The organism is Streptomyces sp. NPDC052012 (genome assembly GCF_040689265.1).
GTDB lineage: Bacteria > Actinomycetota > Actinomycetes > Streptomycetales > Streptomycetaceae > Streptomyces.
The window spans coordinates 86,629-100,072 of record NZ_JBFAXA010000006.1 but is presented as its reverse complement, the minus strand read 5'-3'; the positions used below and the strand labels follow the sequence as shown (position 1 = coordinate 100,072).

Genomic DNA, 13,444 nt, shown 5'->3' with positions numbered 1-13,444 from the left:
CCTTCGGCATGCCGGGAGGCCGTCGGGCTCGGACAGGGCGCGAGACGCAGGTCGGCGGGCCGTCGTGCAACGGTCGAAAGCTCCCGTGCAACGAACACCCGCCCCGCCGCGAGGAACGCAATGATCTTGCGGAAGCGCGCAAGGTTGCTGCATTTCACGAGCAACGCCCGACCTCGTAGGGTTACGCGCTGTACGTGTGTGGCGGGGACCCCGCTCGACGGGTCCCGGCTGTCGCGGGGACGCCGTCGGTCCCGGCCGCGCAAGACCGGAAGCGACGAAGGAGTCAGCGCGTGCTCGATCAAGGCGCACCCCCGCAGAGCAGCAGTACCACCGCCCCGCCGTCCCCGGGCATCGGTGCGCGCCTGATGCGTCGCAAGCCCGTGGAACGCCTGGTCGCGGAGGGTGGCCAGGGCGAGGGCGGCAGCCTGCGCCGCTCCCTCGGGCTGTGGCAGCTGACCATGATCAGCATCGGTGCCACCCTCGGCACCGGCATCTTCGTCGTCCTCGGCGACGCCGTCCCCGAGGCGGGCCCGGCCGTCACCCTGGCGTTCGTCATCGCCGGATTGACGGCCCTGTTCTCCGCCCTGTCCTACGCCGAGCTGGCGGGCAGCATCCCGGTCGCGGGCTCCTCCTACTCGTATGCGTACGCAACGATGGGTGAGCTGGTCGCCTGGGTCTGCGGCTGGTGCCTGGTGCTGGAATACGGCGTCTCGGTGGCCGCCGTCGCGGTCGGCTGGGGCGAGTACCTCAACGAGCTGCTCGACGGCACCATCGGCGTCACCATCCCCTCCGCGCTCTCCTCGGCGCCGGGCGAGGGCGGCATCATCAACCTGCCCGCGCTGATCGTGGTCCTGCTGGCGATGGTGTTCCTGCTCGGCGGTGTGCGGGAGTCCGCGCGCGCCAACACGATCATGGTCGCGGTGAAGATAGCCGCGCTGGTGCTCTTCTGCGCCGTCGGCTTCATGGGCTTCAAGTCCGGCAACTACGCCGACTTCATGCCGCTCGGCATGGCGGGCGTCAGCGCCGCAGGCGCCACCCTGTTCTTCTCCTACATCGGCTTCGACGCCGCCTCCACCGCCGGTGAGGAGGCCAAGGACCCGAAGAAGGACCTGCCCCGGGCGATCATGCTGTCGCTGATCATCGTGACCGCGCTGTACGTGCTCGTCGCGGCCGTGGCCGTCGGTGCCTGGAAGTGGACGAAGTTCGAGGGCTCCGACGCATCCCTCGCCGCGATCATGAACGACGTCAGCGGCCAGAGCTTCTGGGGCACCCTGCTCGCCCTCGGCGCGGTCATCTCCATCGCGAGCGTGGTGCTCACCGTGCTCTACGGCCAGACCCGCATCCTCTTCGCGATGTCCCGTGACGGCCTGGTGCCCAAGGCGCTCGGCAAGGTCCACCCCAAGACCGGCGCGCCCCGTCTCAACACGGTGATCGTCTCCCTGTTCTGCGGTGTCCTCGCCGCCCTGATCCCGCTCGGCAAGCTCGTCGACGCCACCAGCATCGGCACGCTGTTCGCCTTCGCGCTGGTCAACATCGCGGTGATCGTGCTGCGTTACAAGCGGCCGGAGCTGGAGCGCACGTTCAAGGTGCCGTTCGGGCCGGTGCTGCCGGTGCTGGGCTTCGGCTTCTGCGCGTACAACATGTTCAGCCTCGACACCGTGACCTGGGTGGTCTTCGGGTTCTGGATGGCCGCCGGTCTCGTGTTCTACTTCCTGTACGGCTATCGCCGTTCCCGGCTCGCAACGCTTGAGAAGTGAACACCCCACTGTGCTGAACGATCTCGACGAACGCATCGTGCACGCCCTCGCCGAGGACGCCCGCCGCTCCTACGCGGACATCGGCCAGCTCGTCGGCCTCTCCGCGCCCGCCGTGAAACGGCGCGTGGACCGGCTCCGCGCCACCGGGGCCATCACCGGGTTCACCGTCCGGGTGGACCCGGCCGCCCTCGGCTGGGAGACCGAGGGGTTCGTCGAGATCTACTGCCGCAGCAACACCTCGCCGGAGACCATCCAGCGGGGACTGGAGCGCTACCAGGAGGTCGTGGCCGCGTCCACCGTCACCGGGGACGCGGACGCGGTCGCGCAGGTCTTCGCCTCCGACATGCGGCACTTCGAGCGGGTGCTGGAACGCATCGCCGGGGAGCCGTTCGTGGAGCGGACCAAGTCGGTGCTGGTGCTGTCGCCGCTGCTGCGCCGTTTCTCCTCGGGCTCGCCGACCTGAGCGCTCCGCCGAGGGTGCCGTGGGGAGTTCCGCGCGGGGAGTTCGCCGAGGGGGAGTTCCGCGAGGGGAGTTCCGTCCAGGGGGAGTTCCGGCGGGGGCATTTCGGCGTAGCCTGACGGCATGCCGTATGCGCATTCCGGGCATACCGGATATTTCGGCCACTCGCGGGTGAGGGCGCCGGCTGATGCGAGCGTCCCCGTGTTCGTCGACTCCACCGGTCGGCGGGCGCGTGTGGTCCGCCGTACGGGATACGGCCTCGCAGGGCTGGCGGCCGCGTATCTGGCGGTGCTGGGGCTGAGCGTGATGGGTGCGACGCCCTTCGCGCCAGGAGCGATGCTGCCGCCCGTCCCGGTCCCCGTCCCCGATGCCGGGACGAAGGCGCCGGAGCGCGACGCCTCGGACGGGGCGCCCTGGGTGCCGGGCGATCCGCGGATGCCGGGGCTCGGGGGAGCTTGGGATCCTGGCGGCGCGGTCGGTCCGGGCACGCCGCGCGTACCGCTCCTCGTTGCCCCCGGTATGTCCGGAATCACCCTCCTGACCCCGTCCGGAGAGCCGGCAGTCACGCTCCTGACTCCGTCCGGGGCGCCGGGGGCCGTGCTCCTGACCCCGTCCGGCGCTCCCGGAGCCCCGATCCTGACCCCGGGTGCCACGCCGCTCACCCCCGCCGGAGAGCCGGTCACCGGTCCTTCCGAAGCCCCGAGCCCGGCCGGCCCGCAGACGCCGCCTCCGTCGCCGGAGCAGCCCGCGCCGCCGGGTGAACCCTCCGCTCCCGCCGAACCCTCGGCGCCCGCCGAACCTCCCGCTCCCGCCGAACCCTCGGCGCCCGGTGACCCGCCCGCGCCGCCCTCGCCCCCGTCCGACCCGGACCCCGGCGACCCACCTGCTCCACCCCCGTCGGAGCCACCGCCCCAGGCACCCCCGGCGCCCGAGCCGCCCGCCCCCGAGCCCCCGGCCCCCGCCCCCCAGGCCACCCCGCCCGGCACCGCCCCGACGTCCGACCCCCTCGTCCCGTCCGGCGAGCAGGACACCCCCCAGCCCTCCGACCCCTCGGTGGCCGGGGCCCCCTGATGCGCAGGCGCTCCCGCCCGCCCGTCCGCCGTCCACCGACGACGCCCGGCCCGCGGCGGACCCGGGCGCCCCTGCCCCGCCGGCACCGCTTCCGCGTCCTCGTGCCGCTCGTCCTGTTCGCCTTCGTCGTCTCCGTGCTGCTGATCGAGGGGTACACGACCCGAGGCTTCGCCGGTGACCAGCAACGCCGCGCGGATCATCCCGCCGGCGACGTGCCCCGGGAGGTCACCGCAGGCGGCCCCGTCGTCGACACCACCGGTGGCCCCCCGCGCACCTATCGCGCACCGGGCCGCACGGTGGTCCTGACCTTCGACGACGGCCCCGATCCGGTCTGGACGCCCCGGGTGCGGGCGGTGCTCGACCGCTACGACATACCCGGCACCTTCTTCGTCACCGGCCAGCAGGCCGTGCGCCACCCCGGCGTGCTGCGGGAGGTGATCCGCTCCGGTCACGAGATCGGCGTCCACACCTTCTCCCACCGCGACCTGACCACCCAGTCCGCGAGCGCCGTCGACCGCGAACTGGCCCTGAGCCAGCTGGCCCTGGCCGGCGCCGGAGGCATCACCACCTCGCTCATGCGGATGCCGTACTCCTCGACCACCTCGGCCCTGGACGGCCCGGAGTGGTCCGTGGCCCGGCGCCTGGGCGACAAGGGCTATCTGCTGGCGTTCATCGACCAGGACACCAAGGACTGGCAGCGGCCGGGCGCCCGGGCGATCGCGGACGCGGCCACTCCGGGCGAGCCGGGCCGGGGCACGGTCGTCCTGCTGCACGACGCGGGCGGGGACCGGTCCCAGACGGTCGAGGCGCTCGAGATCCTCATCCCCCGGCTGCAGGCCCAGGGCTACCGCTTCACCACCCTCGCGGACATAGTCGGCGCCGAGAGCCTCACCCGCCCCGTCGGCACGGAGGCCCTGTGGCAGGGCCGGGTCTTCGTCGCGGCGGTGACCGTCTCCGCCACGGCGGTGTCGGTGGTCAGCGTGCTGCTGCTGGTCGTCGGCGTCCTCGTCCTCGGCCGGTGCGTGCTCCTGGTCGTCCTGGCGCGGTACCACGTGCGCCGCCCCGATCCCGCACACGGACCGCCCGTCACCCGGCCCGTCAGCGTCGTCGTCCCGGCGTACAACGAATGCCTGTGCATCGCCAAGACGGTCCGCTCCCTCGCCGCGAGCGATCACCCCGTCGAGATCATCGTCGTGGACGACGGCTCCGACGACGGCACCGCCGACATCGCCGAGGCACTCGCCCTGCGGGCCGTCACCGTCCTGCGCCGGCCCAACGGCGGCAAACCGGCTGCCCTCAACACCGGCATCCGGCACGCCTCCCACGACCTCGTCGTCATGCTCGACGCCGACACGGTGTTCGCCCCCTCGACCGTGCGCCGCCTCGTCCAGCCGTTCGCCGATCCCGCCGTCGGCGCCACCGCCGGCAACGCCAAGGTCGGCAACCGCCGGCGTCTGCTCGGCCGGTGGCAGCACATCGAATACGTCATGGGCTTCAATCTCGACCGCCGCATGTACGACCTGCTGCGCTGCCTGCCCACCGTCCCCGGCGCGGTGGGGGCGTTCCGCGCCCAGGCCCTGCGGGACGCCGGACTGCTGAGCGGGGACACCCTGGCCGAGGACACCGACCTCACCATGGCCCTGCACCGGGCCGGCTGGGAGATCCGCTACGTGCCGGACGCCCTGGCGTGGACGGAGGCGCCGATGTCGCTCCGGGAGCTGTGGCGCCAGCGCTACCGCTGGAGCTACGGCACGATGCAGGCCGCCTGGAAGCACCGGCACGCGCTCGTCGAGCGCGGCCACGCGGGCCACTTCGGCCGGTTCGGCCTGCCCCTGCTGGCCGTCTTCCAGATCCTCACGCCGCTGCTCGCGCCGCTGATCGACATCCTGACCGTCTACGGCCTGGTCTTCGGCGATCCGCTGCGCACGATGCTGGCCTGGACGGGTGTGCTGGCGGTGCAGGCGATCTGCGCGGTGTACGCCTTCCGCCTCGACGGTGAGCCGCTGCGGCCGCTGTGGGCGCTGCCGCTGCAACAGGTCGTCTACCGCCAGGTGATGTACCTGGTGCTGCTCCAGGCATGCCTCACCGCGGTCAACGGGTACCGGCTGCCCTGGCAGCGGCTCAAGCGCAGCGGGGACGTGATGCTTCCCCCGCAGCCGTCCGCCCGCGAGCCCTGAGCGCCTCGTGCCCTGCGCGCCCTCGGCCCTGAGCTCCCCCACGGGAAGTCCCGACCGCCTTCCGGACGAGCCCCCAGCGGCTACCATCGGTGACATGACCTGGCGACATTGATCCACCAGCCGCGCCTCCCGAGGGCCGCCTGCGGCGCCGTACGCCCTGAAGCGTCCGGTGTCCGAACCGCCCCTACGGGAAGGCCTCATGACTCTCACGCCCGCGCGCGTGCCCGATCTCCGTGTCCGACGGCTGACGAGCACGCTGTACGGTTACGCGTTCCTCGAAGACTTCGTCCTGCTCTACCCGGTGTACGCGCTGCTGTTCAGCGACACCGGCCTCGCCGTCTGGCAGATCTCCTCGCTGTTCGCCCTCTGGTCGGTCACCGGTGTGCTGCTGGAGGTGCCGTCCGGAGCCTGGGCCGACGCCGTCTCCCGTCAGCTGCTGCTGTGGCTCGGCCCGCTGCTCACCGCTGCAGGCTTCGCCCTGTGGGTGCTGCTGCCCTCCTACGGCGCCTTCGCCCTGGGTTTCGTGCTCTGGGGCGCCGGCGGGGCACTCGCCTCCGGCGCGCTGGAGGCGCTCGTCCACGACGAACTGGAGCGGCTCGACGCGGCCGACCGCTATGCCCGGATCATGGGCCGGGCCCGCGCCGCCGGCCTGGTCGCCGTGATGGCGGCGATGGGACTGGCGGGGCCGGTCCTGGAGTGGGGCGGTCACGCCGCCGTCGGTGCCGCCAGCGTGCTGGTGTGCCTGGCGACGGCGGCCACGGCCACCCGGTTCCCCGAGCACCGCTCCCCGGTGACCGGGCACGACAGCTGGACGGCGACTCTGCGCGCCGGCCTCGCCGCGGCCCGCGCCGACCGCTCCGTGCGCGGCGCGCTGCTGCTCGTCCCGGCCGTGAGCGCGGTGTGGGGCGCCCTCGACGAGTACACGCCGCTGCTGGTGCGGGACACCGGAGTCGCGGACGCGACGGTTCCCTACCTGCTCCTGCTGATCTGGGCCGGTGCCACCGCCGGAAGCCTGCTGGCGGGGGAGGGCGAACGCCTCGGCACCCGCGGTTTCGCGGCGCTGCTGGCCTGCGCCGGAGCCGCCCTGGCCGCCGGCTCGGCGGCGGGCACCCCGGCCGGGCTGCTCCTGGTCGCCCTCGCCTTCGGCGGGTTCCAGGCGGCGACCGTGCTGGCCGACGCGCGGCTCCAGCGGCGTATCGAGGACACCGCGCGAGCCACCCTCACCTCGGTCGCGGGACTGGGCACCGAGCTGGCCACGATCACGGTGTTCGGCGGCTACGCGCTGATCGCCGGGTACGGCGGCCACGGCACGGCGTTCGCGGTGTTCGCCGTGCCGTACCTGGTGACGGCGTTGCTGCTGATGCTGGTGCGGCCATTGCGGTCCCGGCGCGGCATCCCGTAGGTTGTGCGCCGATCTCTACCGGCCGGTAACACCGGCCGGTAGCCGGTTCAGCCGCCCGTCACCCGACCGCCCCTGGGGAGACCTATGCGCCGGCCCTTCGGCCGTCCCGCCACGGTCCGCGCACGGATCGTGGCACTCGCGCTCGCTCCGGCACTCGCCCTGCTGGCGCTGTGGAGCTTCGCCATGGTGTCCGTCACCGGCGAACTGCGCGCCCTCGTCCGGCTCCAGGGCGTGTACGAGGACTTCGGCACCCCCGTGGACACGGCGATCGGGCAGATCCAGATCGAACGCAGGCTCGCGGCCGCCTACTTGGGCGGCTCGGACCGTGCCGCCGCTCCGGCCCTCATGGAGCAGCAGCGCCGCACCGACCGCGCCCTGGACGCCATGCGGCACGCGATCCGGCACGGCGACCGCGACCGGCTCTCGCAGCGGCAGCGGCAGTCCCTCGACGCCATGGCCGGAAAGGCCGGTGCGTTGGAGGACCTGCGCCAGCGCGTGCTGTCCCGCGAGCTGACCTGGGACCGGGCCGTCGAGGAGTACGGCGCCCTGGTGGAACCCGGGTTCGACGTCCAGTCCTCCCTCACCGCGCTCCAGGCCGGACAGCTCGCGCGGGAGGCTCAGGTGGTCATCGAGCTCGTCCGCGTACGGGAGTTCGTCTCCCGCGAGGACGCCCTCGTCGCCGGGGCCCGGGCCGCCGGCGGACTCACCGACCGGCAGTACGACACCCTCACCGCGACGATCGAGGACCGCCGGGTCTTCGAGCGGACGTACGTGCCCGATCTGCCGGCCGACTCCCGGTCGCTGTTCGAGGAGTTCCGGCGCGGGGAGCTGTACGCCGCGCTGACCGGAGCAGAGGACGCGCTGCTGCGCGCGGGACCGGACGGGGCCGGTGAGGCCGTCGCGGCCGGATCCTGGCGCACCACCACCGACCGGGCCGTCAAGCGCTACATGGAGCTGTGCACCCAGTCGGCCCTCAACTCCGCCGAGCGCGCACGGGACTTCGCCCACCGGGAGCTGGCCAAGGCCGCCGTGGTCGGCGCACTGGGGCTGGCCGCCATGGGCCTGTCCCTGTGGTGGGCGGTGCGCGGTGCCCGCCGGATCTCCCGCCGCCTCGAACAGCTGCGGGACGCCGCCGACGTGCTGACCACCCGGCAACTCCCGGACGTCATGGCCCGGTTGAGCGCGGGCGAGGAGGTGGACGCGGCCGCCGAGGCGCCGCCGCTCGACGACGCTGAGGCACGCCCCGACGAGATCGGCCAGGTGGGCCGGTCCTTCAACGCCGCCCGCCTCGCCGCCGTGGAGGCCGCCGTCCACCAGGCGACCCTGCGCCGCGGCCTGTTCGCCGCGCTGCTGACCATCGCCCGCCGCAACCAGACCCTCGTCCACCGCCAGCTCCAGCTGGTCGACACCCTGGAGCGGCGCACCGACGACCCCGACGTCCTGGAGCAGCTGTTCCGCATCGACCACCTCACCACCCGGATGCGCCGCCACGCGGAGAACCTGATCATCCTCTCCGGCGCCGCCCCCGGCCGCCGCTGGCGCCGCCCGGTGCCCGTCGCCGACGTCGTGGCCTCGGCGGTCGGGGAGATCGAGCACTACGCGCGCGTGGAGGTCCCGCCGATGGACCGGGTCGGCATCGCGGCGGACGCCGTCGCCGATGTCGTCCACCTCCTCGCCGAGCTCCTGGAGAACGCCACCGCCTTCTCGCCCCCGCACACCCGGGTGACCCTGCGCACCGGCCCCGAGCGCGGCGGCTTCGTCCTGCGCATCGACGACCGGGGACTCGGCCTCGGCTCCGGCCGCCTCCACGAGGCCCACCGCACCCTCACCCACCCCGACGAGTTCGACCCCGCCCGGCACGACCGGCTCGGCCTGTACGTCGTGGGCAAGCTGGCCGCGCGCCACGCCGTCGAGGTGACGCTGGAGGAGTCCCCCTACGGCGGGACGACCGCCGTCGTGCTGCTGCCCGCGGGTGTGCTGGCCGACCTGGAACCCGAGGAGTCCGAGGAGCCCGAGCAGGCACAGGACGTGTCCGCGCGGCCGTGAGCGACGACGAGCACTGGTACGAGGACGAGACCGGCTCGATGGTGCGCCCCTACACCGTCACGAGGGGCCGCACCCGGCACCGAGGCCCCGTCATCGACCTGCTCTCCCAGGTCGCCGCCCTGGACGCGGAGGCCGGGCCCGGCGTCGACCACGCCCGTGCGGCCCTGCTCGGCCTGCTGCGCCGCCGGGGCCCCCGGCCGGTCGTCGAGCTCGCGGCGGACGCCGACCTGCCGCTGACCGTCCTGCGCGTGCTGCTCGCCGACCTCGCGGAGGCCGGCCTGGTACGCGTCGACCCACCGCGCCGCACCGACGGGCCGGCGACCGACCCGGCCCTCCTCCGCGAGATCATCGCCCGCCTGAAGGAGCTGTGAGCCCTACAGCTCCGGCTGCCAGGGCACGACCGTGAAGTCGCCCGAGCCCCGCTTCACCTGCTCGAACGGGGCCGAGCCCACGCACTTCGGCAGGTCCTTCGTCTCGACCGGGCTGCCGGTCGACGCCCAGCTGTAGCCGAGACGGTCGCGGTGGCCCGGGCCGAGATCGTGGACGGTGATGCCGACCCGCTTGCCCTCGGCGCCGGGCAGGTCCGAGGAGGTGATGACCCCGGAGACGACCGCCACCTTGCCGCCGGTGACCAGGCAGTCCACCGTCCCCTCGGCCTTCGCGCCCTCGCCGTCGAGGTAGTGGCTGAAGGCGAAGGTGCCCGTGGCCTTCAGGGGGTCGCCGCGGTGCTCCGCGGCCAGATGCGCGTCGAAGGAGAAGGTGATGTCGTCGCCGGCCGAGCGGTACAGCTTCGCCGTGCCGGTCAGCGCGGCGGCCTCCCTCGCAGGCCGGTCCTCGTGCGGGCCGGAGGCGACGGCGGCACCCGTCGTGGCGGCGGTGAGCAGCAGGGCGGAACAGAGCAGGACGGTCGTCGTACGGCGGCGTTTCATGGCGATCCTCTCAGCGGACGGAAACCGGTGAACCGAACGGCCACCACTGTTCCGGCGCCGCGCCCACGGCACATCGCGCCGCGGGCGGGAACGCCCTCCGCCACGCGGCGGAGGCCCGCAGGCCCGGGCTGCGACCGGGGGAGGACAGGAGCCGCACGGAGGCCGCGCAACGAATCGACGCGAACCCCGTGCCGTACGCAACGATCCGCTCACCGGCGCGCAACGGCTTCTCCTTGTCCGGCCGAGCCGGCCGACCGTACCGTCTATCTGGCCCCCGAAACCCCCGCGTACCGGTGAGGAACACGCATGCGCACCGCCCTGCTCCAGAGCTCCGGACGGCCCGGATCCGTCGCCGAGAACCTCAAGGTCCTCGACGAGGCCGCCAGCCGTGCCGCGGCGGCGGGCGCCGGGCTGCTGGTCACCTCGGAGATGTTCCTGACCGGGTACGCGATCGGCGACGACATCGCCCGGCTCGCCGAGCCGGCCGACGGCGACGCCGCCGACGCGGTCGCGGAGATCGCGAACCGGCACGGGCTGGCCGTCGCGTTCGGCTACCCCGAGCGGGACGGCGGGACCGTCTACAACGCGGTGCAGCTGATCTCCGCCGACGGCACCCGTCTCGCGAACTACCGCAAGACCCACCTCTTCGGCTGCTTCGAACGCGACCACTTCACCCCGGGCGAGCAGCAGGTCGTGCAGGCCGAGCTGAACGGCCTCACCGTCGGCCTGCTGATCTGCTACGACGTCGAGTTCCCGGAGAACGTGCGCGCCCACGCCCTCGCCGGCACCGACCTGCTCCTGGTGCCCACGGCCCAGATGCACCCCTTCCAGTTCGTCGCCGAGTCGGTCGTCCCGGTGCGGGCCTTCGAGAACCAGATGTACGTCGCGTACGTCAACCGGGTCGGCCCCGAGGGCGAGTTCGAGTTCGTGGGCCTGTCCACCCTCGCCGGACCCGACGGCATCGCCCGCACCCGGGCGGGCCGCGCGGAGGAACTCGTCCTCGCCGACGCGGATCCCGTGTTCCTCGCCGCCTCCCGCGAGAACAACCCGTACCTGAAGGACCGCCGCCCCGGCCTCTACGGGTCCCTCGTCTGAACCCCCACACCCCCTTCGAAGTACTTCGTGCAAGGAGTCCGTACCCCATGACGTCCACGGTGCCCAACGCCGTCGAGCACACCGACGAGCAGCAGCCGCCGATCACCATGTTCGGCCCGGACTTCCCCTACGCGTACGACGACTTCCTCGCCCACCCGGCCGGCCTCGGCCAGATACCCGCTACCGAGCACGGCACCGAGGTCGCCGTCATCGGCGGTGGCCTGTCCGGCGTCGTCGCCGCGTACGAGCTGATGAAGATGGGCCTCAAGCCCGTCGTCTACGAGGCCGACCAGATCGGCGGCCGGCTGCGCACCGTCGGCTTCGACGGCTGCGACCCCTCGCTCACCGCCGAGATGGGCGCGATGCGCTTCCCGCCGTCCTCCACGGCGCTCCAGCACTACATCGACCTGGTGGGCCTCGAGACCCGCCCGTTCCCCAACCCGCTGGCCGAGGCGACCCCGTCGACGGTCGTCGACCTCAAGGGCGAGTCGCACTACGCCGAGACCATCGACGACCTGCCGCAGGTCTACCGGGACGTCGCCGAGGCGTGGAACAAGTGCCTCGAAGAGGGCGCCGACTTCTCCGACATGAACCGGGCGATGCGCGAGCGCGACGTCCCGCGCATCCGCGAGATCTGGGCGAAGCTCGTCGAGAAGCTGGACAACCAGACCTTCTACGGCTTCCTCTGCGACTCCGAGGCCTTCAAGTCCTTCCGGCACCGCGAGATCTTCGGCCAGGTCGGCTTCGGCACCGGCGGCTGGGACACCGACTTCCCCAACTCCATCCTGGAGATCCTGCGGGTCGTCTACACCGAGGCCGACGACCACCACCGCGGCATCGTCGGCGGCTCCCAGCAGCTGCCGCTGCGCCTGTGGGAGCGCGAGCCGGAGAAGATCGTCCACTGGCCGTACGGCACCTCGCTGAAGTCCCTGCACGTGGACGGCGAGCCCCGCCCGGCCGTGACCCGGCTGCACCGCACCGCGGGCAACCAGATCACCGTGACGGACGCGAACGGCGACATCCGCACCTACCAGGCGGCGATCTTCACCGCCCAGTCCTGGATGCTGCTGTCCAAGATCGCCTGCGACGACTCGCTGTTCCCGATCGACCACTGGACCGCGATCGAGCGCACCCACTACATGGAGTCCAGCAAGCTCTTCGTGCCCGTCGACCGGCCGTTCTGGCTGGACAAGGACGAGGAGACGGGCCGGGACGTCATGTCGATGACGCTCACCGACCGGATGACCCGCGGCACCTACCTGCTGGACAACGGGCCGGACCGGCCCGCCGTGATCTGCCTGTCCTACACCTGGTGCGACGACAGCCTGAAGTGGCTGCCGCTGTCCGCGAACGAGCGGATGGAGGTCATGCTGAAGTCGCTCGGCGAGATCTACCCCAAGGTCGACATCAGGAAGCACATCATCGGCAACCCGGTGACCGTCTCCTGGGAGAACGAGCCCTACTTCATGGGCGCGTTCAAGGCCAACCTGCCCGGCCACTACCGCTACCAGCGGCGGCTGTTCACCCACTTCATGCAGGACCGGCTGCCCGAGGACAAGCGGGGCATCTTCCTCGCCGGTGACGACATCTCCTGGACGGCCGGCTGGGCCGAGGGCGCCGTGCAGACCGCGCTCAACGCCGTCTGGGGCGTCATGCACCACTTCGGCGGCGAGACCGACCCGTCCAACCCGGGCCCCGGCGACGTGTACGACGAGATCGCGCCGGTGGAGCTCCCCGAGGACTGATCGCCGGGTTCAGTCCGGCAGCGGCGTGAGCAGCATGCGGCCGGCGAAACCCACCGCCGTGTCCAGGCGGTGGGTGAACTCCTCGGCGACGTCCGGCAGGCCGCGCAGAGCCCACAGGGCCCGGGCCGCGGTCCAGGCGGCGTCCCGGGCCCGCTCCAGGCTCCAGGCGCCCAGCAGATGGGTCAGCGGATCGGCGATCTGCAGCACATCGGGGCCGGGCATCAGATCCTCGCGGATGCGCTCCTCCAGCGACACGAGGAGATCGCCCACCCGGTCGAACTCGTCCTCCAGGTGGACGGGTGCGCAGCCGAGCGTACGACAACTGTCTACGACGGCGAGCGCCAGATCGTGGCCGATGTGCGCATTGATGCCCGCGAGGGCGAACTGCAGCGGACGTACTCCGGGATGACGGCGGAACTGCAGCAGAGGGCGCCAGCAGGCGGGCGGACGCCGCTCCTCGAACACCGTGTCGACGGCGTCCAGGTAGCGTCGGGCGAACCGCTCGTCCAGCGTGATCGCCGCCCGTGCGTCGGGGAACCGGCCCGCGTCGATACGCCGGTCCACCTCCTCGGTCACGGCGAGGTAGACGCGGTTGAACACGGCGACCCCGTCCCGGGCGGGAAGGGCGGCGTCCAGGGCGCGCATACGGGAGATGACCCCGTCTACGGGAGTGAGTACTTGCTCGCATTGCGCCATGAGCGCAGAGTCCCACCTTTAGGGTGGAGCCAGTGGCGGCGGGCCCGACGCTTCCCCGGAACGGGG

The 13,444-nt window shown here is 72.7% G+C and carries 11 protein-coding genes; 9 read left to right on the top strand and 2 right to left on the bottom strand.

Going from position 1 to position 13,444, the window contains the following annotated elements; translation table 11 throughout:
- The first annotated feature begins 290 nt into the window (after positions 1–290).
- From AB0412_RS13765 to AB0412_RS13735, 7 genes are all read left to right on the top strand, one after another.
- The gene (locus AB0412_RS13765) at positions 291–1,757 is read left to right on the top strand and encodes an amino acid permease (RefSeq protein WP_366402763.1); all 1,467 of its coding nucleotides are present in this window, start codon (positions 291–293) and stop codon (positions 1,755–1,757) included.
- Between the two features lie 10 nt (positions 1,758–1,767).
- A complete protein-coding gene (locus tag AB0412_RS13760; RefSeq protein WP_033275118.1) occupies positions 1,768–2,220 on the top strand; it encodes an Lrp/AsnC family transcriptional regulator in 453 nt (150 codons plus the stop codon).
- Positions 2,221–2,340: 120 nt separating this feature from the next.
- A complete protein-coding gene (locus AB0412_RS13755) occupies positions 2,341–3,288 on the top strand; it encodes a hypothetical protein (protein ID WP_366402762.1) in 948 nt (315 codons plus the stop codon).
- Entirely contained in the window at positions 3,288–5,465 is a 2,178-nt protein-coding gene (locus AB0412_RS13750) for a bifunctional polysaccharide deacetylase/glycosyltransferase family 2 protein (RefSeq protein WP_366402761.1), read from the top strand. Before AB0412_RS13755 ends, AB0412_RS13750 begins: the two co-directional genes overlap by 1 nt.
- Positions 5,466–5,664: 199 nt before the next feature.
- Entirely contained in the window at positions 5,665–6,867 is a 1,203-nt protein-coding gene (locus tag AB0412_RS13745) for an MFS transporter (protein ID WP_366402760.1), read from the top strand.
- A gap of 84 nt (positions 6,868–6,951) precedes the next feature.
- On the top strand, positions 6,952–8,913 hold the full coding sequence (locus AB0412_RS13740) for a nitrate- and nitrite sensing domain-containing protein (protein ID WP_366402759.1): 1,962 nt from the start codon (positions 6,952–6,954) through the stop codon (positions 8,911–8,913).
- The gene (locus AB0412_RS13735; RefSeq protein WP_366402758.1) at positions 8,910–9,284 is read left to right on the top strand and encodes a DUF742 domain-containing protein; all 375 of its coding nucleotides are present in this window, start codon (positions 8,910–8,912) and stop codon (positions 9,282–9,284) included. The genes AB0412_RS13740 and AB0412_RS13735 overlap by 4 nt, the downstream gene beginning before the upstream one ends.
- 3 nt (positions 9,285–9,287) lie before the next feature.
- On the opposite strand, the gene AB0412_RS13730 is transcribed toward AB0412_RS13735, so the two are convergent.
- Positions 9,288–9,842, bottom strand: a complete 555-nt coding sequence (locus AB0412_RS13730; protein WP_366402757.1) for a Repetin — start codon at positions 9,840–9,842, stop codon at positions 9,288–9,290.
- Between the two features lie 306 nt (positions 9,843–10,148).
- On the opposite strand from AB0412_RS13730, the gene AB0412_RS13725 reads away from it, so the two are divergent.
- Together AB0412_RS13725 and AB0412_RS13720 are read left to right on the top strand one after the other, a co-directional pair.
- Positions 10,149–10,937 carry a carbon-nitrogen hydrolase family protein gene (locus tag AB0412_RS13725; RefSeq protein ID WP_366402756.1) on the top strand — a complete coding sequence of 263 codons (789 nt, stop codon included), beginning with the start codon at positions 10,149–10,151 and terminating at the stop codon, positions 10,935–10,937.
- Between the two features lie 47 nt (positions 10,938–10,984).
- A complete protein-coding gene (locus tag AB0412_RS13720; RefSeq protein ID WP_366402755.1) occupies positions 10,985–12,682 on the top strand; it encodes an NAD(P)/FAD-dependent oxidoreductase in 1,698 nt (565 codons plus the stop codon).
- 9 nt (positions 12,683–12,691) lie between these two features.
- On the opposite strand, the gene AB0412_RS13715 is transcribed toward AB0412_RS13720, so the two are convergent.
- The gene (locus AB0412_RS13715; protein WP_366402754.1) at positions 12,692–13,378 is read right to left on the bottom strand and encodes a DUF5995 family protein; all 687 of its coding nucleotides are present in this window, start codon (positions 13,376–13,378) and stop codon (positions 12,692–12,694) included.
- Positions 13,379–13,444: the final 66 nt, after the last annotated feature.

Bases quoted from the DNA above. Each gene is read 5' to 3' on its own strand.
- AB0412_RS13755 (WP_366402762.1), top strand. From the start codon at position 2,341: ATGCCGTATGCGCATTCCGGGCATACCGGATATTTCGGCCACTCGCGG.
- AB0412_RS13750 (WP_366402761.1), top strand. From the start codon at position 3,288: ATGCGCAGGCGCTCCCGCCCGCCCGTCCGCCGTCCACCGACGACGCCC.
- AB0412_RS13745 (WP_366402760.1), top strand. From the start codon at position 5,665: ATGACTCTCACGCCCGCGCGCGTGCCCGATCTCCGTGTCCGACGGCTG.
- AB0412_RS13740 (WP_366402759.1), top strand. From the start codon at position 6,952: ATGCGCCGGCCCTTCGGCCGTCCCGCCACGGTCCGCGCACGGATCGTG.
- AB0412_RS13730 (WP_366402757.1), bottom strand. From the start codon at position 9,842: ATGAAACGCCGCCGTACGACGACCGTCCTGCTCTGTTCCGCCCTGCTG.
- AB0412_RS13725 (WP_366402756.1), top strand. From the start codon at position 10,149: ATGCGCACCGCCCTGCTCCAGAGCTCCGGACGGCCCGGATCCGTCGCC.
- AB0412_RS13720 (WP_366402755.1), top strand. From the start codon at position 10,985: ATGACGTCCACGGTGCCCAACGCCGTCGAGCACACCGACGAGCAGCAG.
- AB0412_RS13715 (WP_366402754.1), bottom strand. From the start codon at position 13,378: ATGGCGCAATGCGAGCAAGTACTCACTCCCGTAGACGGGGTCATCTCC.